Origin of the sequence: Kribbella sp. NPDC049584, from assembly GCF_040675555.1 — a bacterium.
GTDB lineage: Bacteria > Actinomycetota > Actinomycetes > Propionibacteriales > Kribbellaceae > Kribbella.
This window is the reverse complement of record NZ_JBFAPF010000002.1, coordinates 89,314-116,037: the sequence shown is the minus strand read 5'-3', so window position 1 is coordinate 116,037 and position 26,724 is coordinate 89,314. Positions and strand designations below refer to the sequence as shown.

At 67.8% G+C, this 26,724-nt stretch carries 26 protein-coding genes; 10 read left to right on the top strand and 16 right to left on the bottom strand.

What is annotated here, in order from left to right:
• Nucleotides 1–7: 7 nt before the first annotated feature.
• Together AB0J62_RS07265 and AB0J62_RS07260 are read right to left on the bottom strand one after the other, a co-directional pair.
• The gene (locus AB0J62_RS07265; RefSeq protein WP_363865399.1) at nt 8–751 is read right to left on the bottom strand and encodes a hypothetical protein; all 744 of its coding nucleotides are present in this window, start codon (nt 749–751) and stop codon (nt 8–10) included.
• 102 nt (nt 752–853) lie between these two features.
• Nucleotides 854–1,450 carry a DsbA family protein gene (locus tag AB0J62_RS07260; protein WP_363865397.1) on the bottom strand — a complete coding sequence of 199 codons (597 nt, stop codon included), beginning with the start codon at nt 1,448–1,450 and terminating at the stop codon, nt 854–856.
• 111 nt (nt 1,451–1,561) lie between these two features.
• On the opposite strand from AB0J62_RS07260, the gene pepN reads away from it, so the two are divergent.
• A complete protein-coding gene (gene pepN / locus AB0J62_RS07255) occupies nt 1,562–4,135 on the top strand; it encodes an aminopeptidase N (protein ID WP_363865395.1) in 2,574 nt (857 codons plus the stop codon).
• A 112-nt stretch (nt 4,136–4,247) separates the two neighbouring features.
• A complete protein-coding gene (locus AB0J62_RS07250) occupies nt 4,248–4,778 on the top strand; it encodes a hypothetical protein (protein WP_363865393.1) in 531 nt (176 codons plus the stop codon).
• Here the strand turns inward: AB0J62_RS07250 and AB0J62_RS07245 are convergent.
• Nucleotides 4,775–5,767 (bottom strand): aldo/keto reductase, encoded by a 993-nt coding sequence (locus tag AB0J62_RS07245; protein ID WP_363865391.1) that lies wholly within the window; start codon nt 5,765–5,767, stop codon nt 4,775–4,777. The two genes, AB0J62_RS07250 and AB0J62_RS07245, sit on opposite strands and share 4 nt — an antisense overlap.
• A gap of 276 nt (nt 5,768–6,043) precedes the next feature.
• On the opposite strand from AB0J62_RS07245, the gene AB0J62_RS07240 reads away from it, so the two are divergent.
• Nucleotides 6,044–6,751, top strand: a complete 708-nt coding sequence (locus AB0J62_RS07240; protein ID WP_363865389.1) for a hypothetical protein — start codon at nt 6,044–6,046, stop codon at nt 6,749–6,751.
• Here the strand turns inward: AB0J62_RS07240 and AB0J62_RS07235 are convergent.
• From AB0J62_RS07235 to AB0J62_RS07210, 6 genes are all read right to left on the bottom strand, one after another.
• Complete coding sequence (locus AB0J62_RS07235) at nt 6,721–7,317, bottom strand: GNAT family protein (RefSeq protein WP_363865387.1); 597 nt, start codon at nt 7,315–7,317, stop codon at nt 6,721–6,723. The two genes, AB0J62_RS07240 and AB0J62_RS07235, sit on opposite strands and share 31 nt — an antisense overlap.
• A 3-nt stretch (nt 7,318–7,320) precedes the next feature.
• Nucleotides 7,321–7,722, bottom strand: coding sequence for a DUF5130 family protein (locus AB0J62_RS07230; RefSeq protein ID WP_137253599.1), 402 nt, complete (start codon nt 7,720–7,722; stop codon nt 7,321–7,323).
• Entirely contained in the window at nt 7,709–8,008 is a 300-nt protein-coding gene (locus AB0J62_RS07225) for a hypothetical protein (protein WP_363865384.1), read from the bottom strand. The genes AB0J62_RS07230 and AB0J62_RS07225 overlap by 14 nt, the downstream gene beginning before the upstream one ends.
• A gap of 197 nt (nt 8,009–8,205) precedes the next feature.
• Nucleotides 8,206–8,709 carry a hypothetical protein gene (locus AB0J62_RS07220; RefSeq protein ID WP_363865382.1) on the bottom strand — a complete coding sequence of 168 codons (504 nt, stop codon included), beginning with the start codon at nt 8,707–8,709 and terminating at the stop codon, nt 8,206–8,208.
• 144 nt (nt 8,710–8,853) lie between these two features.
• Nucleotides 8,854–10,971 carry a 4-alpha-glucanotransferase gene (malQ, locus tag AB0J62_RS07215; RefSeq protein WP_363865380.1) on the bottom strand — a complete coding sequence of 706 codons (2,118 nt, stop codon included), beginning with the start codon at nt 10,969–10,971 and terminating at the stop codon, nt 8,854–8,856.
• 65 nt (nt 10,972–11,036) lie between these two features.
• On the bottom strand, nt 11,037–12,041 hold the full coding sequence (locus AB0J62_RS07210; RefSeq protein WP_363865378.1) for a hypothetical protein: 1,005 nt from the start codon (nt 12,039–12,041) through the stop codon (nt 11,037–11,039).
• Between the two features lie 44 nt (nt 12,042–12,085).
• Between AB0J62_RS07210 and AB0J62_RS07205 the strand changes: the two genes are divergently transcribed.
• The 4 genes from AB0J62_RS07205 (at nt 12,086) to AB0J62_RS07190 (ending at nt 19,902) form a co-directional block, all read left to right on the top strand.
• Nucleotides 12,086–12,874: a mechanosensitive ion channel domain-containing protein gene (locus tag AB0J62_RS07205; protein WP_363865376.1), complete on the top strand. Its 789-nt coding sequence runs from the start codon at nt 12,086–12,088 to the stop codon at nt 12,872–12,874.
• A 194-nt stretch (nt 12,875–13,068) separates the two neighbouring features.
• Nucleotides 13,069–17,262, top strand: a complete 4,194-nt coding sequence (locus AB0J62_RS07200; protein ID WP_363865374.1) for a glycosyl hydrolase family 28 protein — start codon at nt 13,069–13,071, stop codon at nt 17,260–17,262.
• A gap of 74 nt (nt 17,263–17,336) precedes the next feature.
• Nucleotides 17,337–18,851: a glycoside hydrolase family 88 protein gene (locus AB0J62_RS07195; RefSeq protein ID WP_363865372.1), complete on the top strand. Its 1,515-nt coding sequence runs from the start codon at nt 17,337–17,339 to the stop codon at nt 18,849–18,851.
• Nucleotides 18,852–18,906: 55 nt separating this feature from the next.
• On the top strand, nt 18,907–19,902 hold the full coding sequence (locus AB0J62_RS07190) for a chitinase (RefSeq protein ID WP_363865370.1): 996 nt from the start codon (nt 18,907–18,909) through the stop codon (nt 19,900–19,902).
• A 49-nt stretch (nt 19,903–19,951) separates the two neighbouring features.
• Here the strand turns inward: AB0J62_RS07190 and AB0J62_RS07185 are convergent, their stop codons facing one another.
• From AB0J62_RS07185 to AB0J62_RS07170, 4 genes are read right to left on the bottom strand one after another with little or no spacing between them, the layout of a single operon-like run.
• Nucleotides 19,952–20,380, bottom strand: coding sequence for an OsmC family protein (locus AB0J62_RS07185; protein WP_363865368.1), 429 nt, complete (start codon nt 20,378–20,380; stop codon nt 19,952–19,954).
• A 26-nt stretch (nt 20,381–20,406) separates the two neighbouring features.
• Nucleotides 20,407–20,826 carry a globin gene (locus AB0J62_RS07180; RefSeq protein WP_363865366.1) on the bottom strand — a complete coding sequence of 140 codons (420 nt, stop codon included), beginning with the start codon at nt 20,824–20,826 and terminating at the stop codon, nt 20,407–20,409.
• 15 nt (nt 20,827–20,841) lie between these two features.
• The gene (locus AB0J62_RS07175) at nt 20,842–21,261 is read right to left on the bottom strand and encodes an acyl-CoA thioesterase (RefSeq protein WP_363865364.1); all 420 of its coding nucleotides are present in this window, start codon (nt 21,259–21,261) and stop codon (nt 20,842–20,844) included.
• Nucleotides 21,258–21,683, bottom strand: coding sequence for a thioesterase family protein (locus tag AB0J62_RS07170; RefSeq protein ID WP_238159486.1), 426 nt, complete (start codon nt 21,681–21,683; stop codon nt 21,258–21,260). Before AB0J62_RS07170 ends, AB0J62_RS07175 begins: the two co-directional genes overlap by 4 nt.
• Before the next feature lie 90 nt (nt 21,684–21,773).
• Between AB0J62_RS07170 and AB0J62_RS07165 the strand changes: the two genes are divergently transcribed.
• Nucleotides 21,774–22,526 carry an SDR family oxidoreductase gene (locus tag AB0J62_RS07165; protein WP_363865362.1) on the top strand — a complete coding sequence of 251 codons (753 nt, stop codon included), beginning with the start codon at nt 21,774–21,776 and terminating at the stop codon, nt 22,524–22,526.
• Nucleotides 22,527–22,539: 13 nt separating this feature from the next.
• On the top strand, nt 22,540–22,995 hold the full coding sequence (locus tag AB0J62_RS07160; RefSeq protein ID WP_363865360.1) for a MaoC family dehydratase: 456 nt from the start codon (nt 22,540–22,542) through the stop codon (nt 22,993–22,995).
• Here the strand turns inward: AB0J62_RS07160 and AB0J62_RS07155 are convergent.
• Nucleotides 22,992–23,876 (bottom strand): GNAT family N-acetyltransferase, encoded by an 885-nt coding sequence (locus AB0J62_RS07155; protein WP_363865358.1) that lies wholly within the window; start codon nt 23,874–23,876, stop codon nt 22,992–22,994. The genes AB0J62_RS07160 and AB0J62_RS07155 overlap by 4 nt on opposite strands.
• Before the next feature lie 132 nt (nt 23,877–24,008).
• Nucleotides 24,009–24,917: a GNAT family N-acetyltransferase gene (locus AB0J62_RS07150; protein WP_363865356.1), complete on the bottom strand. Its 909-nt coding sequence runs from the start codon at nt 24,915–24,917 to the stop codon at nt 24,009–24,011.
• A gap of 247 nt (nt 24,918–25,164) precedes the next feature.
• On the opposite strand from AB0J62_RS07150, the gene AB0J62_RS07145 reads away from it, so the two are divergent.
• Complete coding sequence (locus AB0J62_RS07145; RefSeq protein WP_363865354.1) at nt 25,165–25,695, top strand: hypothetical protein; 531 nt, start codon at nt 25,165–25,167, stop codon at nt 25,693–25,695.
• On the opposite strand, the gene AB0J62_RS07140 is transcribed toward AB0J62_RS07145, so the two are convergent.
• Nucleotides 25,686–26,657 (bottom strand): WYL domain-containing protein, encoded by a 972-nt coding sequence (locus tag AB0J62_RS07140; protein WP_363865352.1) that lies wholly within the window; start codon nt 26,655–26,657, stop codon nt 25,686–25,688. The two genes, AB0J62_RS07145 and AB0J62_RS07140, sit on opposite strands and share 10 nt — an antisense overlap.
• Between the last annotated feature and the right edge of the window lie 67 nt (nt 26,658–26,724).

The following is a 26,724-nucleotide window of genomic DNA, read 5'->3' as shown; positions in this document are numbered from 1 at the left end:
TCTACTGTCAGCCCGCCTGTGCTCGTACGCCGCCCGGCACTGTCAGCCCTGCGGTCAACTGGGTCACCGTGGCGTAGGCCTGCTCGTACGGCGTTCCGCTCGGATGCAGCGTGAAGACCGCGACGATGGTGCGATCGTCCACGCCGACCGTTCCAGTGGTGTGCAGCGCGTCGCTGACCAGGTCCAGCGTGGACTCCGGCTTCGCCCGGTCCGACCGGTAGCCGCTCGACCCGTGGAACCCGGACCAGCCCTGCTTGATGCTGAAGTCCGGGTCGAACACCGAGGGGATGCCGAAGAACTGGTCGAAGCCGTCGGTGCCGTAGCGGGTCGGCCGGTGCAGCAAATCCATGACGTACGCCCGGACCGGCTCCGGAGCACGGTCCAGGATGTATCGATAGATCCGGACCGTGTCGGCGGCGGTGATGGCGACGTACCCCCAGAAGCCCGGGTGGGTGGCGGGCGGTCCGGCCGTGTCGGTCAGGCCGAGCCGCGCCACCATCCGCTCCACAATCGCCGCGCCGCCGAGCTCGTCCCAGTAGTAGCTGGCCGCGTCGTCGTCACTGCTACGCAGCATGACCTCCAGCCGCTCCCGGTCCGCCGGCGGGACGTCGTACTGCGGGCCACGATCCCACAGGAAGTCCAGCACGATCAGCAGCTTCACCACGGACGCCGACCGGAACTGCTGGTTGGCATTCAACTGCTCGACGGACTGTCCGGTGTGACGGTCGAACACAGCGATCCCAGCGGTCACAGCTGGAGGTACGGCGATCATTCGGAACCTACTCACCACTTGACGAGTTGCTTGGTGAGCAACTTTCGCCGCCTGGGGACTTCGATGGCAACCCCTGAACCGTCAGTCGAAGATCGGACCGCGGTCGCGGGTGCGCTTGATCTCGAAGAAGCCCTCGGTGCCGGCGACGAGCCGGACGCCGTCCCAGAGCTTGCCTGCCGCCTCACCCTTCGGCGCCGGTGTCACGACCGGCCCGAAGAACGCGGTGCCCTCGACCGCGATGACCGGCGTACCGACCTCCATGCCGACCAGATCCATGCCGGCGTGGTGTGACTTGCGCAGCGCGTCGTCGTACTTGTCGGTGTCGGCCGCCTCGAGCAGCGACGCCGGCAGGCCGACCTCCTCGAGTGCCTCGGCCAGCACCGCCTCGTCATTGCCGCCACGGCCCTCGTTGTGGATCCGGCGGCCGAGGGCGGTGTACAGCGGCAGCAGCACCTCGTTGCCGTGCGCCTCCTCGGCGGCGATCAGCACCCGGACCCGGCCGAGCAACCGCAGCCAGTCGGCGTCGTGCTCACGGCGGTCTTCGTTCAGGACGGCGAGGCTCATCACGTGCCAGGTCGTCTTCACATCCCGGACCTGCTCGACCTCGAGCATCCAGCGGGACGTCATCCAGGCCCAGGGGCAGGCCGGGTCGAACCAGAAATCAGCAGAGGCAGTCATATTCACCATCATACAAAGTTGAAGCACACCAGATATCGTCTCGGTATCCAATACCCAATATCGCGGGGAAACCCTCGGCGAACCTGAGAACCAGGTGCATAGGATGCGGACATGCCTGGAACCAACCTGACGCGCGACGAGGCGCGTTCCCGTGCGGGCGTGGTCAGTGACGTGACCTACGCGATCGAGCTCGACCTGACCGGTGCCCCGAGCGGCGCCCCCACGTTCCCGTCCGTGACCGCCGTCACCTTCACCGCCACGGCCGGCGCGAGCACGTTCGCCGACCTGATCGCGGACAAGGTCCGCTCGGTGACCCTGAACGGCGTCGCCCTCGACCCGGACGTGGTGTACGACGGCGCACGCATCCAGCTCGACGGGCTGGCGGAGCGCAACGAGCTGACCGTGGTCGCGGACTGCCTCTACTCCCGCACCGGTGAAGGGCTGCACCGCTCGGTCGACCCGGCCGACAAGGAGACCTACCTCTACACGCAGTTCGAGGTGCCGGACGCCCGCCGGGTGTTCACCACCTTCGAGCAGCCCGACCTCAAGGCCCCGTTCACCTTCACCGTCTCCGCACCCGCCCGCTGGGTAGTCATCTCGAACGCTCCGACGCCGGAGCCGACGACGTACTCCGGTGAGCACGGCGAGGAGCTGGCTCGGTGGGAGTTCCCGCCGACCGAGCGGATCTCGACGTACATCACCGCGGTCGTCGCGGGTCCGTACCACGTGGTGACGGACGCGTACGAGGGTCCGCACGGGACGTATCCGTTGTCGCTGCTGTGCCGTCCGTCGCTCAAGGAGGCGCTGGACGTCGAGGACCTGTTCGAGGTCACCAAGCAGGGCTTCGCGCTGTTCGAGGAGGCGTTCGGGACGCCGTACCCGTTCCACAAGTACGACCAGGCCTTCGTGCCGGAGTACAACATGGGCGCGATGGAGAACGCGGGCTGCGTGACGCTGCGGGACGAGTACCTGTTCCGCAGCCGTACGACGCACGCGGAGATGGAAGCCCGCGCCAACACCGTCCTGCACGAGCTGGCCCACATGTGGTTCGGCGACCTGGTCACGATGACCTGGTGGGACGACCTGTGGCTGAACGAGTCGTTCGCCGAGTGGGCCAGCCACTGGGCCCAGGTGGTCGCGACGACGAAGTACTCCGACGCCTGGACGACGTTCTGCAATGCCCGGAAGAACTGGGCGTACCGGCAGGACCAGCTGCCGTCGACACACCCGATCGCCGCCGACATGATCGACTTCCACGCGGTCGAGGTGAACTTCGACGGCATCACCTACGCCAAGGGCGCGTCGACGCTGCGTCAGCTGGTCGCCTTCGTCGGCGAGGAGACGTTCGTCACCGCACTGAAGGAGTACTTCCACGACCACGCGTTCGGCAACACCGAGCTGACCGACCTGCTCAAGCCGCTGGAGAAGGCGTCCGGCCGCGACCTGGACGACTGGACCGAGCGCTGGTTACGGACCGCCGGTGTGAACACGCTGCGCGCCGACTTCACCGTTGACGACCAGGGTGCGTTCAAGACGTTCGCGATCGAGCAGACCGCGACCGAGAAGTTCCCCGTACTGCGCCCGCACCGCCTCGCGGTCGGGCTGTACCGGCGTACCGACGAGGGCCTGGTGCGGACCGAGCGCTTCGAGGTCGACATCGACGGCTCCCGCACCGAGCTGCCCGAGCTCACCGGCGCCACGCAGCCGGATCTCGTGCTGCTGAACGACGACGACCTCACCTACGCGAAGATCCGGCTGGACGAGCGCTCCCGCGCCACGCTGGTCGAGTCGATCGACCAGCTGACCGAGTCGTTGCCCAGGGCACTTGCCTGGGGCTCGGCGTGGGACATGACCCGCGACGCCGAGATGCCGGCCAGCCAGTACGTCGGCATCGTCCTGCGCGGCATCCGCGCCGAGACGGACCTCACCGGCGTCCGCTCGCTGCTCGCGCAGGCGAACAGCGCCGTCAACCAGTACGCCGCCCCGCAGAACCGGCCTGCTCTGCGGGCGCAGCTCGAGGAGGCTCTGTCCGGTCTGGTCGCGGACGCGGAGCCTGGCAGCGACCACCAGCTGGCCTTCGTTCGGGCGTACAGCTCGGCGGTGTTCTCGGCGGCCGGCGCCGACCGGATCGCCGGCTGGCTGGAAGGTCGCGACCTGCCGGAAGGCCTGGTCGTCGACACCGACCTGCGCTGGACGCTGATCGTGGCACTGGCCCGACTGGGGAAGATCGGCGCGGACGAGATCGACGACGAGCTCACCCGCGACACCACGATCACCGGTCAGGAGCGGGCCGCGCAGGCCCGTGCCGCCCGGCCGACGGCCGAGGCGAAGGAAGAGGCCTGGCGGATCGCGGTCGAGTCCGAGGACACCCCGAACGAGACGCAGTTCCGGACGATCCTCGGCTTCCAGCAGCCCGGCCAGGAGGACCTGCTCCGGCCGTACGTGGACAAGTACCTGAACGCGGCCAAGGACGTCTACACCCGGCTCGGCTCCTCGATGGGCGAGAACGTGCTGGTGTACCTGTCGCCGCGTCACCTGGCCGACCAGGCCGCACTGGACGCGTTGACCGGGTGGCTCGCTGCAGAGTCGTCGACAGTCGACGCTCCGACGCTCCGGTATGTCACCGAGGCGCAGGCGGACCTGACCCGCGCGATCGCCGCGCAGGCGAAGGACATCGTCGCCTGACCATTCCGACACTGCCAACACTGCGGACACTGCGAACACTGCCGACGCTGCCGGTCTCACCAGGAGACCGGCAGTGTCGCGTTGGACCTGGGCGTGCGGTAAGACTGGTTTGGTGCCCGCCTCCGACCCCGCCTTGGCCGGTGCGGCAGCTGTTGCGCTGACCGGACTCGCAGAGGCGTACAGACCCCGCCCCGTCACTCCCCTGATGCCCTGGCGGTACTCCAACCGCCTGGTGAAGCCGTACATCATCACCGCACGCGGACGGCAGTGGGACGACCACATGGTCGACGTAGCCCGCGGCACGGCCACGCGCCAGCTCGAGTTCGACGACGCGATGGGTTCGGTCGGCCTCGGCGTCGTCGTACTGCATCTGGGCGACGACGGCATCTACCTCGTCGTGCAGAGCTGGGCGAAGGACTTCCAGTCCCGGCTGAGCATCTTCAGCGGCATGGAGGTGGACGACCTCCGCCCTGCCCCGCTCGGCGCCGCCCCGTGCGTCTGGGAGCTGGAGGTCCTCAGCCACGAGCGTGCGTCGTACGTGCAGCACATCCTCTCCGGCGGCGTCGACATCGACGCCTGGCTGGACGACGCCATCGACACCCGCCCGAAGGCGAAGTACGACGGCATCCCGTCCGGCACTTAGTTCTGGCCGGCGGCGTCCAGGTGGTTGCGTTGTTCGGGCGTGAGCTCGAGGTCGGCGGCTGCGAGGGTTTCGTCGAGCTGGGCGACGGATGAGGCGCCTACCAGCGGAATGATGGGGATGTCGCCGCCCATCAGCCACGAGAGGACTACCTGGTTCGCCGTGGCGCCGGTCTGTTGTACGACGTCGTCCAGCGCGATCTTGCGGGCTCTAGTGCCGGCGTGGTCGTACAGCTCGTCCATGGGCTTGTCGGCTCGGACGTAGGCGCCACTGAGGAGAGGTGTGTACGCCACCAGCGTCAGGCCAGGCTCTTCGCGCAGATAGCTCAGCAACTGCCCGTCGGTGACGCCGATGCTGCCGTCGCGCGAGCGGAGGCCGCCCTGGTCGGTGCGGGCCCGGAAGTACGTGTGGTGATGCTGCAGCACCTCACAGCCCGGCAGACCGGCTGCAGCGGCCAGGGTCCTCGCCCGCTCGATCTGCCAGCTCCAGTAGTTGCTCAGCCCGAGCAGACCGACCGTCCCGTCCGCAGCCAGGCCCCCGAACGTCTCGACCTGCTCCTCCAGCGGTACGGCGGGATCGGGCACGTGGGCGTAGTACACGTCGGCGTGGTCGCGACCGAGGTTCTCCAGGCTGCGGGCCAGGGACTCCTTGATCACCTGAGCCGACAGGCCCTCGAGATGCTCGCTCAGGGCCTTGGCCGGCCGCGGCGGCCGTCCGCCCACCTTCGTCGCGATGGTCAGCTCGTCCCCGACGCCGCGACTCCGCAGCCAGCGGCCGAGCAGTTGCTCGCTCTCGCCGCCCTGGGTGCCGTTGACCCAGAACGCGTAGTTGTTGGCCGTGTCAACGAACGTGCCGCCCGCCTCGACGTACCGGTCCAGAATCGCGTACGACGTCGCCTCGTCGGTCGACGTACCCATAAGCATCGCCCCGAGGGCGATCTGGCTCACCCGGCGCCGGCGCGCGGGGTCATTTCCGATGGTCAGATAACGCATAGCAGGAGCGAATCAGCTGGAGTGCGGTCTAGGTCAAGACCAGTCCTGACCTAGGTCAAGACATTGCGCTGCCGAACCGGCCGACCCCGCTCGGTGAGGGTCAAACGATTGCTCTTCGGCGGATCGTGAGGGGTCGTGCGCGGTGCGCGATTCCCTTCCAGGGAAAGAGATTCTCCCCACCTGAGAGAGGCTCACTTATTCGGTCGTTCGGTTTAAGCTGCACCGGACTATCCATCCACGGACAGTCCGGGTTTTTCTTGGGGAGGGGCCCTTGCCGTGACTCGCGTCGATCACCGGAAGCCGCCCGCTCGGGTTGCGCGTAAACAACAGAAGACCACTGCCGGCCCGAGTACGCCGGCAGCCGGCCCGCGGAAGCCACAGCGTTCGCACAGCGCCATCGGCGCGGGTGTCGTGGCCGCGGCGGCGATGGTCGCGGTGTTCGGGTTCATCCTGACCCGGGGAACCTCCGACGACCCGCCGGCCGACGGACTGCGGATGGGATCGGGCACCGACACCGGCGCCGCCGCACCGCAGGTTCCGACCGAGAGCGCGAGCGGGACCGTCTCGAAGGCGGATCGGCAGCCCCCGGCCTCCACCACGGCACCGAAGGCCAAGGCGGAGAAGACGACGCCTCAAGTGGACACCGGACCGATCTCGCCGAAGTTCAAGCCCGGCCAGTGGATCGTCGTGATCGACAAGTACCCGACCGATGTCGGCATGCCCGCGGACCAGACTGCGAAGAACACCGCGGCAATGCTCACCCGGGCCGGGATCCCGGCGAAGGCCATGCTGGTCAACGGTCAGTACCCGGGCCTGAAGAACAGCAGCTCGATGACGCCGGTCATCAACACCTGGATCGTCTACCTCGGCCCGGGCTCATCCTCGGCGCAGGTCCTCAACCTGTGCCTGGACCCGCGCACGCAGGCGGCGTACCCCAGCCCGGCCTGTCCGACCTATGAGCCAGCAGCTCCCGCGGGCGGCTGAGCGACGACATCGGTGGCCAGCCGGGCGTGCAGGTGCGAATCGTGCCGCTTGCCGGTCGGTTCGACGTAGTAGTCACGCATCACGCCCTCCAGCTGGAAGCCGGCGCGGAGTGCGACGCGACACGAACCCTCGTTGATCAGCGAGTGGTCGAGTGAGATGCGGTGCAGTCCTAGTCCGTCGGCTGCGAAGCCCCAGGTCGCTGCGGCGTCGAGTGCGCGCGCACCGAGCCGGCGGCCGCGGGCGGCCGGGCTGACCCAGTACGCCGCTACGGCCTGGTCCGGGATGCGGTGAACGTCCCGCAGCGACACGTTGCCGAGCACCTGGTCGGTGGCGGCGTCCGCGATCGCGAAGATGGCGCTACCGCGGTTCCAGCCGTCGATGCGTGGCTCCAGCCACCGGCGGGCGCGCTGCTCGGCTGGAGCGCGGATGACCGCCGTACCAGCGGTCCAGCGGAGGATGCCGGGGTCACGCAACGCCTCGGCCACCGCAGCCTCGTCGGATGTGACGAAAGGACGCAGTACGACGTCGCCCAGCTCGATGCGGCGGGGCTGCAGGGCCGGTGGCACGGGCTACAGCTTGTGCTGCTCGTCGCTGGCGTGCAGCAAGGGCGGCTGGTGAGCGTGCGTGCCCAGCTGCTGCACACCGGTGACGAGACCGCCGGTGAGGTCGCCGGTGGCGAACGACGTCTGCATGGTCAGCGCGGCCAGTCCGGCGGCGGTGTCCGACAGCTGCCGCTTGGCCAGCGGGCCGGTGACGATCTCGAGGCGGCGTCCGGCCGGGTCGACGTACACCAGGACGGAGCTGTCCGGGTCGTCGAGCTCGTTGAACAGCTCGAGCGCGAACGGCCGGGTCTCGGAGTCCGCGCCGCCGACGTACACGGAGAAGTGCAGGCCGGAGGTCTCCTCGGCGTACCGGACCGCTCGCTCGATGTCGTAGAGCTGGTCAGGGGTGAATGCGTCACCAGCTGGCACTTGCGCCTCCGGTCGTGCGGGCGACGCCGGTGCCGGCGGTCCCAGTGGTCACAGTGGTACCCGGCGCGCCGGTCAGCTGAGGCAGCTCGGGCAGGTTGGCCGGGTCCGGCTTGGTTGCCGTCGGCCCGTTGATCCAGACCGGCGGAGCCCACCAGGACAGCCCTGGACGGTACCGCGGCCCGTCAGCGATCGACGACGCGAACACCAGCAACGCCAGCACCGCGACAACCAACAGAGGAATCCCGACGAACACCAACAGGGAGTGCCCCGACAATTGAGGTATCACGCCCCGAAGCCTAGTACCCACCAACCGACAGCCGCCCCAGGGCCTCACCCTGGAGCGGCCGCAGCTCCCCCAAACAGATCAACAACCTCCGCAGTTGCCCTCTTCACAACCCGCGCGGAGCGCGGCAGCTCGCCGATGCCGGCAGCCGCCGCAGTTACCTCCTCACAACCCCGCGCGGAGCGCGGCTGCTTTGGTTCTTAGCAGCCGCCGCAGTTGTAGTACGTGATGTCCCAGTGGCTGCCTTCGTCGGCGTAGATGTTGCCGGCGCCGGACTGCCACTGCGGGTACCCGTCGCCACGGTTGGCGATGCGGGTGAAGGTGTTGTGGATGTAGTTGCCGACGCAGGTGTACTTCGAGATGTCGACCTTGTAGCCGTTCCAGTGGCTGTAGGTGCCGCTGGCGTGGCCGGTCTCGGTGCCGCCGGTGATGTTGATGGCGCAGCCGCTGGCCTGCTTCAGCGTGCGGACGCCGTACACGGTGCTGTCGTTGATCTGGTCGAACGACGTGCAGGTGGAGTTGTTGCGGTTCGAGCAGTTGCCGCTGGACGACCAGGTGATGCCGGCGGCCGAGAAGATCGCGGTCGCCTGGGCGTGCGTCAGCTTGGTGAGCGCCGACGCCTGCTCGACTGCGACCACACCGGGCAGCAGGCCGACGAGCAGAGCGACGACCGGGACGACGACGCGACGGAGCACTGACTTCATGGGGACACTCCTTGAAATATGGGGCGGTTATTTCAAGGAGTGCACTGCCCAGGAAAGATATTGGCGAAACATCAGATTGAACGCGAAATTAACATCCGAGCACCGGTAGACGGCGTTCGGCGGTGTCGACGACGGCCCAGGAAGCTAGATGTTCAGCGCGCCGATCAGCCGGCGGAGGCGGTGGTTGTTGGGTAGGTCCTCGAGCAGGACCGGGTCACCGTCCGGGCCGCCCAGCGGGATGCGCCAGTTCGGGTACTCGTCCGTGGTCCCCGGTTGATTCTGCGTACGCCGTTCGCCGACCGCATCCGTCAACGCGACCCCGACCAGCTTGGACGGCGTATGCGCGACGTACTGATGCAGAGCCTCCACGATCCGCTCGACGTCACCATCGGTGTCGCTCAGCAGATGGCGCTCACGCAACGCCGCGAGCCACGCGTCCCGGTCGGCCTCGTCAACGGCAAGCTCCTCCGCGACCGGACGCGTCAGCAGCCCGAGCCGGTTCCGCAGCTCGACATGATCGCCGGCCAGGTACCCCGCCGTCGGCGGCAGGTCGTGCGTGGTGACGGTGGCCAGGCACAGCTCCCGCCACCGCTCCGGCGCGAGCGGCTTCCCGTTCGCGTCCCGCTCGAACCACAGCACCGAGGTACCGAGGATGCCGCGCTCGGTCAGGTAGTCACGCACCCACGGCTCGACCGTCCCGAGGTCCTCGCCGATCACGGTCACCCCGGCACGCTGGGCCTCGAGCACCAGGATCCCGATCAGCGCCTCGTGGTCGTACCGCACGTAGGTCCCCTCGGTAGGCCGCTCCGGCGACGTCACCCACCAGAGCCGGAACATCCCGAGGATGTGGTCGATCCGCAGGCCGCCACCGTGCCGCATCTCGGCCCGCACCAGATCCCGCCACGCCGCGTACCCGGTCTCGGCCAGCGCGTTGGGCCGCCACGGCGGCTGGGACCAGTCCTGCCCCTGCTGGTTGAACGCGTCCGGGGGCGCACCGACGTGGATGTTCGGCGCAAGCACGCTCTGCAGCGCCCACGCGTCCGCGCCGTCGGGATGCACACCGACCGCAAGGTCGTGTACGACGCCCAGCGCCATGCCGGCCGCCTTCGCCCGGGCCTGCGTCCGCGCGAGCTGCTCGTCCAGCTGCCACTGCAGCCAACAGTGGAATTCGACCGCGTCCGGGTTCTCGTTGCGGAAGGCAACCACCGCGGGCGACGCCGGCTCCTGCAGCTCCTCCGGCCACTTGCTCCACTCCGGCCCGTGCACGTCCGCGATCGCGGCCCAGGTGGCGAAGTCGATCAGCCCCTGGCTCTCCCGGTCGCAGTACGCGCCGTACTCCGCGATCCGTCCGATCGACGGCTGCACGCGGAACAGCAGCTGCAGCGCCTCTCGCTTGGCCGCCCAGACCGTGTCCCGGTCGATCGCGGTCACGTCCTCGCTCAGCGCCCGCGCCTGCAGCGCCAGCGTCCGCACCCGATCCCGCTCCGCCGGCGCGAGGTCGCCGTACTCGTCGATGTCCTCGATCCGCAGGTAGATCGGGTTGCTGAAGCGCCGCGACGCCGGGAGGTACGGCGAGGGCTCCATCCGCCCGGCCAGCTCCGCAGCGTGCAACGGGTTCACCAGCACGAATCCCGCGCCCAGGTCGTGCGCCGCCCACGCGGCCAGGTCACCCAGGTCGTGCAGGTCGCCGATCCCCCACGACCGCCGCGAGCGGACGGAGTACAGCTGCAGCACCCAGCCCCAGGTGCGGTGCAGCTTCTCCGGCTCGAGCTTCCGCGGTGTGACGATCAGCGTGCCGACCGAGATCTCCGGACTGGTACCGATCCGCGCGCACAGCCGGTGATACCCGAGCGGCAGGTCCCCAGGCAGCTGGAACGTCGCCTCTCCGACCTGTACGCCGTCGACCCACTCCGGCTCGACCCAGTGGTCCTGCTGCGGGATGTCCCGTCGCTGGCCGCCGTCCTCGAGGTCGACCCACACCTCGGCCGTCGACCCGTGCGGCAGGTGTACGGCGAACCAGGGCGTCCACCCCTGCCGCATCACCAAGGTGGCGGGGAGCGTACGCCGCCAGCGCGCCTCCTGGTGCTCAGCGAGCGCAAGAGCGGCCTTGTCCGGCGTGGACGCGTCCACGCCGAGCGCAGCGAGTACGTCGGCCACGACCTCGCTCGAGACGATCACATGCTCGCCTTGCCAGTTCCAGTACTCCGTCGCCACGCCATGGGCAACCGCTAGCTCGACAAGGGCTGGAGTGGGAGCTGTCACCTCAGCGAGTCTGCCGTATCAACCGCGCCAACGGCTAAACGGCGCGCGCCGGACGAGGGCGTCTGCTACTCGTTCGAGCGCCGCCGACTCAGCATCAGCACCGCGAGCAGGAGCACTCCACTGGCAACGACGAGTCCGACTGCCACACCGGCCATGTTGTCGGTCAGCTGGTACAGCGACGTCGGCCAGATGACCAGGAGGATCGCACAGCCCACCACGGCGTACGACGAACGCCGGGTCAGGCCGTAGGCGACCAGCAACGCGGCAGGGCCCGCCGTACCGACGGCCAGCGCCATGATCTCGCCGCGCTCCTGCACCAGCCAGCAGATCGAGGAGCTGAACATCGCCGCTCCGGCCAGTGACCACGACGTCACCTGATCCCGCACCAGGCCGAGCATCGCGAACACGAACGCCACGATGATGAATCCGGTGCCGGCGATGCCCGCGCTGTTCGCCGCCGACCCGGTGTCCGGAGTGAGGACATCTGCCGTGATGACCAACACACCGACAGCCAGGATCCCGAACGTTGCCACCAGCAACGATGACCCCTCGAGCCACCACAACCCGACCGCGGCCAGCGCGAGCGCGACCGCCACCCCGGCGACCTGGCCGGTCTCCCCCTCGATCGCCACGTACGTCGCGAAGCCCGCCACGCAGCACCCGAGCGACGCGAGCGCCGAGCTCAGTTGTTCGCGGCGGCGCAGCAACGCGAGGACGACGGCCGCACCGAGCAGCACGACGGCTGCCGTCGTACCGGTGCTGACGCGGGCCGCGCGACCCATCTCGCCCCAGTTCGCCAAGGTCAGGAGCGCGACGGCGCCGAGCAGCAGCGCGCCGCCGATGTACCCGAGCACCTCGACCAAGGCGTTCGGGTGGACGTCGACCGGCGGCCCCTTGGGTTTGGCCGGCTCGGGCGCCTGGGCCGCGGCTTGCGGATGGGGCCGGCCCGGGTCGGCCAGCGCCGCGTCGATCTCGGCGTCGGCAGCGTCCCGGATCGAGTCGGCCTGGTACTGGCGCAGCACACCAGCGCTCACGAGCCTGGACAGCTCGTCATCCAGCCGGCTCGACATGCTTTTCCGTCTCCTTGTCAGCCTTACTAAGATCAGGCGGCGAGATGCCTATTCTGACCAGCTACCTTCTGTCCCCGTTCAGTCACCCCCTGTTTTCGCGCTTGTTGTCGCGTCCGGACGCGTTTCCGACGTTCTTCCGCACCGGCAACGACGGCAAACTCGAGGTGACCGACCAGGTCGTGGTCGTCCCGGCCCGCATCGCGGGACTGATCATCGGCTTCTTCGTGCTCCGCTGGCTGCTGCACAAGGTCATCCGGCGGTTCGCCCGCCGGACCGGCAACGGCGCGGTGGCGGGCGTGCTGTCGAAGTCCAAGCGCGGCCAGGAGTTCGTCGAGAACACCCTCGCGAACGAACGCCGGGCGCAGCGCGCGGAGACGATCGCGTCGCTGCTGACCAGCGCGGTCACGATCGTACTGACCGCCGTCCTGGTGGTGATGGTGCTGGCCGAGCTCGGCTTCAACATCCTGCCGGTGATCGCGTCCGCCAGCATCATCGGGGTGGCGCTCGGTTTCGGCGCCCAGACGCTGGTGAAGGACTTCCTGGCCGGCGTCTTCATGATCTTCGAGGACCAGTACGGCGTCGGCGACCTGATCGACATGGAGAAGGCGACCGGGACGGTGGTCGCGGTCGGCCTGCGGATCACCACGCTGCGCGGCGAGGACGGCACCACCTGGTACGTCCGCAACGGCGAGGTGGTCCGGATCGGCAACCTGACCAACCGCGACCCGCACAGCGAGGCCCCTTCCGGTGTCGGCTCCCGCACCGAGAAGGAAGAGGAAACCAAGGCCGACGAAAGTGTGGCGAGCGAGAAGCAGGACAAAACCCGAGCCTGAGGTAGAGCCGCTCCGCCTCCGATCCCTCGACCTCCTGCAGCGTGGCCTGCCCGCCGCACTCCGCACCTCGCAAATCCCACCGACAGGAATCAGGTGTTGACGCATCGCGACCGGCGCGTCATGATCGAGCGAACCATTAGGAAACCTTCCTAACAGAAGCCCAACTCTGACCGCCCCCAGGTTTGGAGCTCGAAATGCGCGCACGATCCGTCCTGCGCCGCTGTCCGGCGGCACTCCTCCCCCTCCTGCTGCTGACGACACTGTTCAGCGCGCAGCCGGCCCAGGCCGAGCTGCAACATCCCCGGCAGCAGTTCCTCCGCGAGTCGACCGGCGGCCTGTTCCTGCACTGGGGGATGCGATCCTCCCCCGGCTACACCAGTTGCAGCGCCTGGGAGAACGCCGTCAAGACCGGCGGCTGGGACCCGGCGTACTGGGTCCGCGAGGCGCAGAAGCTGCACACGCAGTACCTGGTCCTCGCGACCTTCCACAGCCGGCTCGGTTACGCGCGGCCGTGGCCGTCGAAGATCCCGGGCAGCTGTCACACCAACCGCGACATCCTCCGCGAGACGATCGACGCCGCGAAGGCGCAGGGACTCAAGGTCATCCTGTACATGACCGATGATCCGCAGTGGCACAACGACGGCCTGCCGTCCGGTAAGGACTGGCTCGACTCGGCGGCGTACTCGAAGTACAAGGGCCACAGCGTGGATCTGAGCACCCGCGACGGGTTCGGCGAGTTCAGCTACGACAATTTCGTCGAGGTGATGCAGCGCTACCCGGACCTCGGCGGCTTCTGGATCGACAACGACAACGCCTACTGGGAGAGCCACGGGCTGTACGACAAGATCCGCCACGACCGGCCGGACTACACGCTCAGCAACAACAACGAGGACACGCCGATCATGGACATGATCAGCAACGAGCAGAAGACCGGCATGTCCCCGGACTACGACTACCCACAGGCGGTCTACACCGCGGGGCCGCGGCTGATCGAGGCCGATTTCAAGCTGCCGTCGAAGGGCGCGTGGTGGTACGACGGCACGAACCCGGCCGTCGACACCCGGCTGACGATCGGCCGGTACGTCGCGAACGCCGGCTCGTCGATCAAGTCGCTGATGGCCGAGACCGCGATGGTGAACGGCCGGTTCCCGTCCCATCAGGAAGATTTCAACAACCTTTTTGACAAATATCTGCAGCCGATCTGGCCGTCACTCCACGGCACGGAGGGCGGCGGATACCTGTACGGCGGCCTGAAGCCCGGGGCGTGGAACGACGGCGCGTACGGCGTCACGACCGTCAGCCGGACCGATCCGGACGAGCAGTACATCCACGTGCTGACCAAGCCGTCCACGAGTACGCTGCGGATCCGCGACAACGGGTACCGCATCGCCGACGTGACCGATCTACGGACCGGCAAGGCGATCGCCCACTCGCAGGCCAACGGCATCCTCACCCTCACCGGTCTGACCAGCTGGGACGCCTACGACACGGTCTTCAAAGTCGAGAGCGCCGGACGCGAAGGCATCCTCCCTGCGTCGTCGTACACGATGAGCGCCACCGCCGGCGCCAACCCGGCTGCGGCGGCTGACGGCAGCTACCTGACCTACTGGGACAGCAACAAGACCACACCGGTGTCGCTGGACTTCGACCTGGGTTCGTCGAAGCCGGTCCGGTTCATCGGCCTCAACCAGCGCGAGGACTCGGTGGCCTACGCACGCTCCGCCGGCGAGCAATCGGCTCGCATCAAGAGCTACCGCGTCTACGTCAGCTCCGATGGGAAGACCTGGGGCTCGCCCATCAAGACCGGCACCCTCCCCAGCCGTCGCGCTGTCGTCTACATCGATCTGCCGGCGACCACCACCCGCCACGTCCGCCTCGAGGTCGTCAACACCTACGCCGCCTCTTCGGACCCGACCCGCTACAAGCGGCTGCGGATCGACGAGGCTTGGATCGGCACGTCCTACGCCCGGCCTGTGACTACCTTCAAGCAGGCTGCTGAAGTCAGCGTCAAGGACTACGGCGCGAAGGGCGACGGCAAGGCCAACGACAGCGCGGCGATCAACAAGGCGATCGCGGCGGCAGCGCCAGGGAGCACCGTGCGGTTCCCGGCCGGCACCTACAAGAGCGCGAACTCCATCCACCTGAAGAGCCATCTCACGTACCAACTCGACTCCGGCGCCACCGTCCTCGGCGCAGGCAACAACACCTACGACAAGGCCGAGCCCAACGCGAACGACAAGTACCAGGACTACGGCCACAGTCACTTCCACGACGCGATGCTGTGGGGCGACCAACTGACCGACATCGCATTCACCGGCGCAGGCACCATCGACGGCGGCGGTCAGCTGATCACCGGCAACCCGAAGTCGGGCCAGGCCGACAAGATCATCTCGCTGACCCGGTGCGACGGCCTGCGCGTGGACGGCATCCGGCTGCGACGCGGCGGCCACTTCGCGATGCTCACCAACGGCTGTAACGACATCAGCTCGGACGGCCTGCGAATCGAGACCGCGGACAACCGCGACGGCTGGAACGTCATCAACGCCAAGAACGTCATGGTCACCCATGCGAACATCGCCGCCAACGACGATGCGCTGGTCTTCAAGAGCGACTGGGCATTGGGCAAGACGATCGACAACGGACACGTGCGGGTCTCCGACAGCCAGCTGTCCGCGGGATGCTGCAACGCGCTGATGTTCGGCTCGGAGACCTGCGGCAACTTCACCGACTACGCGTTCGACCGGATCAAGATCACCGGCGCCGGCAAGTCCGGGCTCGGCATGGTCTCGATGGACGGCAGCAACATCTCCGACGTCCACTACCGCGACATCACGATGTCCGGCACCCGCAGTCCGATCATGCAGAAGGTCGGCACCCGGAAACGCTGCGGCGGCAGTCCAGAGGTCGGGTCGATCAGCAACATCACCTACCAGAACGTCACCGGCACGTACGACGGTGCGAGGGGTTCGGCGTACAGCCCGACGCTCTGGGGTGAGGACAAGCTCAGCGACGTCACCTTCGACAACGTGCAGCTCACAGTGCCGGGCGGCAACGCGACGATGGGGACCGGCGTACCGAGCAACGACCCGAAGGACTACAACCCGAACAGCATCGGGACCAGGCCGTCGTACGGCTGGTACCTGCACCAGGTGGATGGCGTTCACTTCACCGACAGCTCCATCCACTTCAACAAGAACGACGGGCGGCCGGCCGTCATCGCCAACGACGCCGCGAACGTCGGGCTGAGTGGGTTCAGCGCACAGCGTGGTAGCGGGAGTCCGTTCGACGTCGGCATGCAGTCCGTCAACGGGTACTGCGTGACCGGTGCCGGGTTGCGGGTCAAGGCGACCGACTCGTCCAGCAACTGCCTTACGGCGAACCTCGAGAACGGGCAGGCCCGGACACCGCCGATGGGCTTCAACAACTGGAACTCGACCAAATGCACGTCCGCGTTCAACGAGGCGATGATCAAGAGCATCGCGGACCTGTTTGTCAGTCGCGGCCTGAAGGACGCCGGGTACCAGTACGTCAACATCGACGACTGCTGGGCGCTCCCCCAGCGCAATGCACAGGGCAACCTCGTGCCGGACCCGGCCCGGTTCCCGCACGGCATCAAGAGCCTGGCCGACTACGTGCACAGCAAGGGCTTGAAGTTCGGGCTGTACACCAGTGCGGGGACGAAGACCTGCGACAAGAACGGCTTCCCCGGTGGACTCGGCCACGAGAAGCAGGACGCCAATCTGTTCGCGTCGTGGGGTGTGGACTACCTGAAGTACGACAACTGCAACAACCAGGGGGTCGACGCGCAGCAGCGGTACACCGCCATGCGTGACGCGCTACTGGCAACCGGACGGCCGATCACGTACTCCATCTGCGAGTGGGGCCGCACCGGGCCGCCGAAGGTCTGGCAATGGGCTGCGGACGTCGGCAATCTGTGGCGCACGACCGGCGACATCAGTGACAACTGGAGCAGCATGATCGGCAAGGCGCAGGCCAACCGCGACCTGAGCCAGTACGCCGGTCCGGGCCATTGGAACGACCCGGACATGCTCGAGGTCGGCAACGGCGGGATGACGGCGACGGAGTACCGCACGCACTTCAGCCTGTGGGCGATGATGTCAGCGCCGCTGCTGATCGGCACTGACCTCCGCAAGGCGTCCACAGAAACCTTCGACATCCTCACCAACCCGGACGTCATCGCAATCGACCAGGACCGCCTTGGCCGCCAGGCCACTGTGGTCAGCGCGTCGGGCGGTCTGGTCGTCTACGCCAAGACCCTGGCGAACGGAGACCGAGCTGTAGCGCTCTCCAACGAGACGGTTCGACGGCGACGATCGGCACGACAGCGGAAGCAGTCGGCCTCGGCGGCTCCGCGTCGTACACGCTGAAAGACCTGTGGAGCAAGACGTCTCGAACCTCGACCGGTCAGATCAGCGCCTCGGTGCCATCGCACGCCACCGTCATGTATCGCGTCTCCCGAGCGGGAACGACCCAGCGTTATGAGGCCGAGGCGGCGACGCTCTCGCCCGGCAGCACGGTCGACAAGGACCACTCCGGGTACTCCGGTGCCGGCTTCGTCAACACCCCCAACCAGACCGGCAGCTACGTCGAGTGGAAGGTCGACCGCGACCAGGCCGGTCCCGCGACGCTCGTCTTCGACCACGCCAACGGGACAACCGCCAACCGAGCCGTCGACATCACCGTCAATGGCAGCACTGTCGCGAAGAACGTCGCCATCCCGTCGACCGGCGCGTGGACCCTGTGGCGAACGATCCATACCGCGGCAAACCTGCGAGCGGGCACCAACACCATCCGCGTCATGGCGACCACAGCGAACGGCGCTCCCAACCTGGACTACCTGGATGTCGCCGTGGATCCGCCCGCAATGCTGGCAGCGACGGACTGGTCGGTGCGGATGGTCGACTCGACCATGGCTCGCTACAAGCCCACCACGATCGGCGGCTGGTCCTATCCGGTCGGGCTGTACCTGTACGGCCAGTACCGGGTCTACCAGCGGACCCATGACCCGAAGTACCTGAGTTACATCAAGTCGTGGGTCGACCGGTTCGTCGATAAGTCCGGGAACATCGACAACAGCTTCAACAGCCTGGACAGCATGCTTGCGGGCCGCCTGCTCGTCGTACTGCACCACGAGACCGGCGACCATCGCTACGAGGTCGCAGCGACCAAGATCCGCAAGCGGCTGAACAGCTATCCCCGAACCGCCGACCAGGGCTTCTGGCACGCGACCAGTCGTCAGCACCAGCTTTGGGGCGACGGTGTGTTCATGGTGGACCCGTTCCTCGCGGAGTACGGCCATGAGTTCGGCGACTCGGCGTACACCGACAAGGAGACCGTGAACCAGCTGCTCGTCTACGCCAGCCATCTACAGCAGTCGAACGGCTTGCTGCGGCACGCGTACGACGAATCCCGCACGCAGTCCTGGGCCGACCCCAAGACCGGCCAGTCCCCCGAGGTGTGGTGCCGTGCGGAGGGCTGGTTCGGGATGGCGACCATCGACGTGCTGGACGTCGTACCCGCGAACCAGCCGCGGCGGGCCGAGCTGATCCAGGTACTGCGGAAGCTCGTGGCGGCGTACGCGCAGTACCAGGACCCGGCCACCGGACGCTGGTTCCAGGTCGTCGACAAGGGCAGCCGCTCCGACAACTGGACCGAGACCTCCTGCTCGTCGATGTACACGTTCGTCATCTCGCGCGCGGTAGAACGCGGGTACGTCGACGCGTCGTACCGATCGGCCGCGGACCGCGGCTACCAGGGCGTGCTGTCCAAGCTCAGCCTCGGCTCGGACGGCCGCACCAACCTGACCGGGATCTCGATCGGCACCAACGTCGGCGACTACAAGTACTACGTCGGCCGCGAGCGCGCGACGAACGACTTCCACGGCCTCGGCGCCTTCCTGATCATGAACGAGCAGCTCAGAAAAACATCGGCCGCGGATATTGACCCGGCCCGCTAATCGATAGGAAACTTTCCTAACTCTTCACCTCCCGCCCCAGGATCGGAGTTCCGAGATGCGTTCACGGATGTTCAAGGCCGCCGCCGCGACGGTCGCCGCCGGCACGTTGGTGCTCGGCGCGGCCCACGCCGCGCAGGCGTCCACCCAGCAGGTCCAGGCGGACGCGGCCAGCATCGGGGCCGCGCCGTACGAGTACCTCGGCTGGGGTAACCCGCAGAAGCCCACCGACGTGATGAAGGCAGCCGGAAACAAGTGGTTCACGCTCGCGTTCATCTTGTCCGACGGCGGCTGCAACCCGAAGTGGGACGGCGACCGCGCGCTGACCGGCGGCTCGGACCAGACCGCGATCAACAACATCCGGGCAGCCGGCGGCGACGTCATCCCGTCGTTCGGCGGCTGGTCCGGTAACAAGCTCGGCGAGAAGTGCACCTCGGCCTCCGCCCTGGCCGGGGCGTACCAGAAGGTGATCGACGCCTACAAGCTGAAGGCGATCGACATCGACATCGAGGACACGGAGTTCCACAGCTCCACGGCGCGGCAGCGGGTCGTCGACGCGCTGAAGACCGTCAAGAGCAAGAACTCCGGGATCAAGACGTACATCACGATGGGCACCGACCAGACCGGTCCGGATTCGTCCGGTGTCGACCTGATCAACCGGGCCGCCAAGGCCGGGCTGGCCAACGACGGCTGGGTCTTGATGCCGTTCGACTTCGGCGGCGGCTCGACCAACATGGCGACGCTGACCCAGAAGGCCGAGGAAGGCCTGAAGGGCCGGCTGAAGACGGCGTACGGGTACTCCGACGACACGGCGTACCGGCACATGGGCATCTCGTCGATGAACGGCAAGACCGACGACGGTGAGACGGTCCGCCTGCAGGACTTCAAGACGATGCTCGCCTACGCGCAGCAGCACCACCTGGCCCGCTTCACGTTCTGGTCGGTCAACCGGGACCGGAAGTGTGGAGGTAGCAACACCGACGGTGACTCGTGCAGCGGGATCTCGCAGAACGCCTACGACTTCACCAAGGTCGTCGCCCAGTTCCACGGCTGAAGCGACGGAACGCCCGGCGAGCGAGTGGCTCGCCGGGCGTTCCGGTACGTCATGCGGTGAAGGTGACGTCCAGCGTGATCGGAACGGCCGCCAGCGCCTGCGAGACCGGGCAGTTCTTCTTCGCGCCCTCGGCGTACTCGGCGAACTCGTCGGCGGTCAGGCCGGGGACGTTGCCGTTGACCGACAGCTTGATGCCGGTGATGCCCTCACCCGGCTGGAAGGTGACGCCGGCCTGGGTGTCGATCGACGTCGGCGCGTGGCCCGCACCGGCGAGTGCGTGCGACAGCGCCATCGAGAAGCAGGTGGAGTGCGCGGCCGCGATCAGCTCTTCCGGGCTGGTCTTGCCGTTGGCGTCGTTCGCGCGGGAGGCCCAGGTGACGTCGTAGGTGCCGACACCGGACGACTCGAGAGCGACCTGGCCGGCGCCCTCCATCAGCGAGCCTTCCCAGTGGGCCTTGGCCGTACGAGTGGTAGCCATGCTCGTGTTGTCTCCTTCGAAGAGGTTCAGCGGCCGGACACGTCGATCGCGCCCGGGTACTGCGGTTCGTCGGTGTTCACCATGCTCTGCGCGGCCATCACCATGTAGGTCCAGATCTGCTCGTCCTGCTCAGGTGTCAGGACGAGCTCGTCCAGCGCGGCGCGCATGTGGCCCAGCCACAGGTCCCGGGCGCGTGGGGTGACCGCGAACGGGGCATGCCGCATCCGCAGCCGGGGGTGCCCGCGCTGCTCGGAGTACGTCCTCGGGCCGCCCCAGTACTGCTCCAGGAACATCCGGAAGCGCACCTCGGCCGGACCGAGGTCCTCCTCCGGGTACAGCGCTCTCAGTTCCGGGTCGGCGGCAACACCGCGGTAGAAGGCTGCCACCAACCGGTGGAAGGTATCCGCCCCACCAACGGCATCATAGAAGCTCTGCTGCTCACTCATGTCGGATCTAGTCTCTCAAGTGGTCACAACGTGCTGGAGGAGGGCTGCCCGTTCGGCGTCTCCCAGCTGCCGCTTCGCGTGCGTCTCACCGTCCACCACGACCAGTACGGACTCCGCCTTGGCGTACACGTCCTCCGACTCGCCACTGCGGTCCACGATCCGCGATCCGAGCGTGTACGACGTCGTACCGACTGAGGCGACCCACACGTCCACGTCGTACGGCGGGTGCCGCAGGTGGATCGGACGCAGGTAGTCCACCGTCTGGCTGACGAGCACGACCGGGTACTGCGCGAAGTAGTCCCCCGTGGTCCCCATCACCTGTGCGAGGAACGCGATCCGGGCCTCTTGCAGGTAGTCGAAGTACCGCACGTTGTTGACGTGGTCGTACGAGTCGATGTCGGACCAGCGGACGAGGACCTGGTATGTGAACCTCATGCGCCCACCAGCTTGGTCAGGGCCTCGCGCTCCACCGGCGTGATCCGGCGCAACCGATTGGCGTTGAAGTCGAACGGCACCAGCCGCGTACGGGCCTCAACATAGGTACGGCGCTCCGGCTCCGCGTCGAGGATCTCGTAGTCCACCGTGAACGAGGCGGCCTTGATCTCACTGATCCACAGCTCGATCCGGACCGGCTCGGGGCGGAACAGCAGCGGCGCCCGGTACTGGACCTCGTGCCGCGCCACCAGCAGTCCGGTCTCGAGGGCGTCGGCGCCGAGCTCCTTGGCCGTGCGGAACAGGAAATCCACCCGGGCGTCCTGGAGGTAGTCGACGTACCGGCCGTTGTTGACGTGGCCCAGGGCGTCCATGTCACCCCAGCGCAGCGGACAGTGGTACACGTGCCGGTTGTGATGATCCACACGGCGATCATCGCATCCGGAGTACTTCCCGGGTGACGGAGCGTGGGTAATGTCATCCCCGGCAGACCAGTGGACCGATTGGAGCGGTGAATGACGGAGCGGGTGGCGATCGTGACCGGGGCGGCCCGGGGAATCGGCGCGGCCGTCGCGCAGCGGCTCGCACAGGACGGGAACGCCGTCGCCGTCATCGACCTCGACGAGGGCGCCTGCGACGCGACCGTGAAGGCGATCACCGAGGCGGGCGGCAAGGCGATCGGCGTCGGCGCCGACGTCAGCAAGTCCGACCAGGTCGCCGCCGCGGTCGAGCGGGTGGTGGCCGAGCTCGGTCCGCCGACGATCCTGGTCAACAACGCCGGCGTACTGCGGGACAACCTGCTGTTCAAGATGTCCGAGGACGACTGGGACACGGTCATGTCGGTGCACCTCAAGGGCAGCTTCCTGATGTCCAAGGCGGTCCAGTCGCACATGGTCGACGCCGGGTACGGGCGGATCCTGTTCCTCTCCTCGACCTCCGCGCTGGGCAACCGCGGCCAGGCCAACTACGCCTCCGCGAAGGCCGGTCTGCAGGGCCTGGCCAAGACGCTGGCGATCGAGCTGGGCAAGTTCGGAGTCACGGCGAACGCGATCGCGCCAGGCTTCATCGAGACCGACATGACGGCGGCCACCGCGGCCCGGGTCGGAGTCGACTTCGAGGAGTTCAAGAAGGCGACCGCCGCGACCATCCCGGTGCAGCGGACCGGGAAGCCGGCGGACATCGCCGCCGCGGCCTCGTTCTTCTGCAGCGAGGAGGCCGGTTTCGTCTCCGGCCAGGTGCTGTATGTCGCCGGCGGACCCCGGAACTAGGGAGCGAACGAGCATGCCGCAGACCTTCAACGGTGCCGACGAGGTCGCGCACGCGGTCGGCACCCAGCTCGGCGAGACCGAGTGGCTGGAGATCACCCAGGAGCAGGTGAACCAGTTCGCCGAGGCGACCGGTGACCACCAGTGGATCCACGTCGACGTCGAGCGCGCCAAGAAGGGCCCGTACGGCGGGACGATCGCCCACGGCTACCTGACGCTGAGCCTGATCGCCCGCTTCGGCGACGAGCTGTTCAAGGTCGACGGCGTCACCGCCAAGCTGAACTACGGCGTGAACAAGGTCCGCTTCCCCGCCCCGGTCCCGGTCGGCACCCGCGTCCGCGCCGGCGCCTCGATCTCCAACGCGGTCGAGACCCCGGCCGGCGTACAGGTCTCGCTGAACTGGGTCATCGAGCTGGAGAACTCCACCAAGCCCGCCTGCGTCGCGGAGACCGTCGTACTGCTGGTCCCCTAGAGGGGGCAGATCAGGACCGCGTGGGTGGCGATGCGGTCGTAGCCGAGCCATTCGTTGACGGCGAGCATCGGGGCGTTGCCGTCGTAGTTTGCGGTGTAGGCGCCCTCGATACCGGCGTCGGCGGCGCGGTGCAGAGCCGCGCACTTGACCAGTTTGGCGAGCCCGCGACCGCGGTACTCCGGCATGGTCGACGTCATCCTCGACCACATCTTGGCGCGATCGCCGTGATTGCGCGTGAAGGCGATGACCTGGCCGTCGTACATCGCGGCCACGCTCACCTCGCGGACCAGGTCCGGCGCGTTCCAGATGTCGGCGAGCCACGCGTCGTACGGGTGCGAGGAGATCTTCGCGTCGCCCGGCTTGGTGCGCTGGGCAACTTCGTCCGCGGCGTGCAGCAGGCGCGGATCGACCTCGGTGAACGGCACCAGGCTCACCTGGCTCGGCACCTCGGGACCGTCCGGGGCTTTGCGCGGATCGATGCCGGCGTAGTGCACCTGCCGCGTCTGCCGGTAGCCGAACCGAGCTGCCCAGTCGACACTGCGCGGGTCGGCGAACACCCGGGCAGAGGTCGCCCCGGCCGAACGCAGGTCCGCGTGCATTGCCTCCAGCAAGCTGGTGCCGATCCCGCGACCGCGGTACTCCGGCCGGACCAGCAGCCGCAGCTCGCCGTCCAGCGGATCCGAGCCGCCGATCAGCCCGCCCGATGCCCAACCGACCAGTTCGCCGTCGTCCACCGCTGCGAACGCGCCTCGCCCTGGCGCGGCCGGCGCCGTCAGCCGCCGGACCAGCGAACTCCGGGTGACCACCAGATACGGAACGAGCGCGTCGTGTAATGCGACCGCCGCGTCCACATCTTCTGGTCCAGCCGCCCTGATCTCCATCCCAACTCCTCGGGAACTCCAACGACGAAGTCCCACGGAAGGTAACGCCCTTTCAGGTGCATACCGGAAATAAACCGGTTACAGCTGCGTCTCGGGATCCCGGTACCCGCCGGCCCGGCAACGAATGAGCGCTCAGTTGTCCAGGACGCGCAGGAGGCCGAGCTCGGTCTGGACCCGGCGGTAGCCGAGCCAGTTGTTGATGGCAAGCATCGGGCCGTTCTCGTCGTCGTTCGACGTGTACGCCGACGTGATCCCGGCCGCGGCCGCCCGGCGCAGCGCGACCGACTTCACCAGCTTCGCCAAGCCCCGGCCCCGGTACGCCGGAACCGTGCCGGTCATGCCCGACCACATCCGATCGCCGTCGGTCTCGACCAGGGTGAACGACGCCATCTCGTCACCGGCCATCGCCGCGACGCTCAGCGACTTGTCCAGCGACGGGCTGTTCCAGATCTCCTCGACCCACCGGTCGTACTCCATCGAATCCATCGGCGAGTCGCCCGGCTCGTCCAGCGACGCGATCATGTCGCCGGTGTACGCCGCGCGCGGATCCACCTCGCCGAACGCGACCAGCTCGATGCCGTCCGGCGTCGCGGGCTGGTCCGGCAGCGACGTCAGCTCGACGCCGGCGAAATGCATCTGCCGGGTGCCGTCGTACCCGCGGTTGCGGGCGAACTCGAGGCCGTCCGGGTGGACGAAGGTCCGGACCCGGATCGCACCGACCTCGGTCAGGTGCTGGTGCAACCGCTCGGCCAGCTGACTGCCGATGCCCTGCTTGCGATGGTCGGGATGCACGAACACCATGACTTCGCTCTGGCCCGGCTCACTCGTCCAGACCGTCAGGCCGGCCGATCCCCACGCAACGATCTCGCCCTCGCGTTCCGCGACCAGTGGCAGGTAGCGCTGGCCTGCCGACGGGACATCGATCATGTGCCGGATCGCCGCGGGCGACATCGCCTTGTACGGGTATACGGCTCGCCGTACCGCCGCGACCGCTTCGGCGTCGTCACCCACCGCCTGCCGGATCACCACCCGCGTCGTCATGACCCGGACCCTAGCCAGCACGCCGTACCCACGCCATGCATTAACAACCAGCAACGCGATCGCAACAGCGGCGAGAGTCTCGTGATTCGGCTGTGTAGCGGAGTCGTACTAGAGTGACGCGGTGCTGTCGGACTGATCGCCCCGACCGCCGGAAGTGCCATCGTGGTTGCACGCGACGGGGTCACCGGCGGCGGGGCGTCCGCATTCACGCTTGACCCCGTTCGGATGTCAGGCGTAAACAACAATCATGCAGATTACCGACGGCGCCTCGGCTGCCCGGACCTTCGCCGAACTGATGGTCTCCGACGCTCCGCGCCCGGAGTACGCCGAAGCCTTCGAGCCGTTCGCTCCGCTGATCGGCAGCTGGGACCTCGACGTCGCCTGGCACGACGAGACCGGTGCCGTCACGCGACAGACGAAGGGTGAATGGCATTTCGCCTGGGTGCTCGACGGACGCGCGGTCGCGGACATCTGGATCACCCCGAGCCGGGCGGCCCGCGCCACCGACGGCGACGGAGAGTGGGGAATGTCGATGCGCATCTTCGATCCCGAACTGCAGGCGTTCCGCTCGACCTGGATGGGACCGAAGGCAGCTTTCGTGATGCCGTTCATCGCGCACGCGACCGCGGACACGATCACGCTCGAGTCGCAGAGCGCGAAGACCCGCTGGGAGTTCACCGGCATCACCGAGACCGGCTTCCACTGGCGCAACGAGGATGAAGATGCCGACGGCAACATCATCCTCCGGCAGACCTTCGTCGCGACCCGTCAGCGGTAGGTCGCGACCGCCGCCTCGGCCAACTCCAGCATCCGCGCCCTGATGTCGGCCGGTTCGAGCACCTCGACATCACCGGCGAACCCTAGCAACACCCCGCACGCCGCCTCCCGCACCCGGAAGTTCATCCGCAGGTGCGGCCAGTCGTCATCGCTCGGTACGTCGCGCGCCACGTCGCCCGTGGCCAGCATCGGCGTCGCGATCCGCCGCACCATCTCCACGCTCTCCCGACGTACGCGGACCAGTACGTCCACCCCCAGCGGCGTCTGTCGCTCGAGCCCCGACCGCAGCCGCTCCCACTCCGCACGTACGTCGAGCCCCTCGGGCCGATCCGCCAGCTCCTCGAGGATGTCCGCTTGCTTCACGCGCGACATCCGGTACATCCGGGCCGCGCCCCGATGCGCAGCAACGAGGTACCAGCGTCCGGCCTGTTCCACGAGCCCCCACGGATCGACCGTACGGCGCTGCACGCCCTCACTGGCCGATGCGTAACCCAGGCGGACCCGTCGGCGCTTGACCACCGCCTGTCGCAGTACCGGCAGCGCACCGGTGTCCTCGGCCTCCGCGAACCACCGCCGCCGGTCGACCACGATCGCACCCGACAACGCGTCAGCGTCGCCCTGCAGCTCGACAGGCAATGTCGCGGACAGCTTCCCCATCGCGGAGTGCAGCGCGTCCTGCAGTCCCAGCTCGTCGGACAGCGCAGCCCGCCCCGACCAGGCGAACAGCGCCTGCGCCTCCCGCGGCGTCAGCTCACTGACGTCGGCGCGGTACCCCGGAAGCAGCACGCAGCCTCCGTTGCGCCCACGCTCGCTGTAGACGGGTACGCCGGCGGCCGACAACGCCTCCATGTCCCGCATGACGGTCCGCGTCGACACCTCCAGCCGCTCTGCGAGGTCGCGCGCACTCAGCCGCTCATGCCGCTGCAACAGCAGGATGATCTGCAACAACCGATCCGCTCGCACACCGTCAGAATATGCGTCAGAAGATGTCGTATATACCCCGCCAAGCTGTTGCCACGAACAACGGCCG

What these genes read in the sequence shown, in the direction of transcription:
- AB0J62_RS07200 (WP_363865374.1), top strand. Translation starts at nt 13,069, where the DNA reads ATGCGCGCACGATCCGTCCTGCGCCGCTGTCCGGCGGCACTCCTCCCC.
- AB0J62_RS07220 (WP_363865382.1), bottom strand. Translation starts at nt 8,709, where the DNA reads ATGAAGTCAGTGCTCCGTCGCGTCGTCGTCCCGGTCGTCGCTCTGCTC.
- AB0J62_RS07150 (WP_363865356.1), bottom strand. Translation starts at nt 24,917, where the DNA reads ATGACGACGCGGGTGGTGATCCGGCAGGCGGTGGGTGACGACGCCGAA.
- AB0J62_RS07260 (WP_363865397.1), bottom strand. Translation starts at nt 1,450, where the DNA reads ATGACTGCCTCTGCTGATTTCTGGTTCGACCCGGCCTGCCCCTGGGCC.
- AB0J62_RS07175 (WP_363865364.1), bottom strand. Translation starts at nt 21,261, where the DNA reads ATGAGGTTCACATACCAGGTCCTCGTCCGCTGGTCCGACATCGACTCG.
- AB0J62_RS07160 (WP_363865360.1), top strand. Translation starts at nt 22,540, where the DNA reads ATGCCGCAGACCTTCAACGGTGCCGACGAGGTCGCGCACGCGGTCGGC.
- AB0J62_RS07155 (WP_363865358.1), bottom strand. Translation starts at nt 23,876, where the DNA reads ATGGAGATCAGGGCGGCTGGACCAGAAGATGTGGACGCGGCGGTCGCA.
- AB0J62_RS07210 (WP_363865378.1), bottom strand. Translation starts at nt 12,041, where the DNA reads ATGTCGAGCCGGCTGGATGACGAGCTGTCCAGGCTCGTGAGCGCTGGT.
- AB0J62_RS07165 (WP_363865362.1), top strand. Translation starts at nt 21,774, where the DNA reads ATGACGGAGCGGGTGGCGATCGTGACCGGGGCGGCCCGGGGAATCGGC.
- AB0J62_RS07145 (WP_363865354.1), top strand. Translation starts at nt 25,165, where the DNA reads ATGCAGATTACCGACGGCGCCTCGGCTGCCCGGACCTTCGCCGAACTG.
- AB0J62_RS07195 (WP_363865372.1), top strand. Translation starts at nt 17,337, where the DNA reads ATGTATCGCGTCTCCCGAGCGGGAACGACCCAGCGTTATGAGGCCGAG.
- AB0J62_RS07205 (WP_363865376.1), top strand. Translation starts at nt 12,086, where the DNA reads ATGCCTATTCTGACCAGCTACCTTCTGTCCCCGTTCAGTCACCCCCTG.
- AB0J62_RS07245 (WP_363865391.1), bottom strand. Translation starts at nt 5,767, where the DNA reads ATGCGTTATCTGACCATCGGAAATGACCCCGCGCGCCGGCGCCGGGTG.
- AB0J62_RS07185 (WP_363865368.1), bottom strand. Translation starts at nt 20,380, where the DNA reads ATGGCTACCACTCGTACGGCCAAGGCCCACTGGGAAGGCTCGCTGATG.
- pepN (WP_363865395.1), top strand. Translation starts at nt 1,562, where the DNA reads ATGCCTGGAACCAACCTGACGCGCGACGAGGCGCGTTCCCGTGCGGGC.
- AB0J62_RS07190 (WP_363865370.1), top strand. Translation starts at nt 18,907, where the DNA reads ATGCGTTCACGGATGTTCAAGGCCGCCGCCGCGACGGTCGCCGCCGGC.
- AB0J62_RS07180 (WP_363865366.1), bottom strand. Translation starts at nt 20,826, where the DNA reads ATGAGTGAGCAGCAGAGCTTCTATGATGCCGTTGGTGGGGCGGATACC.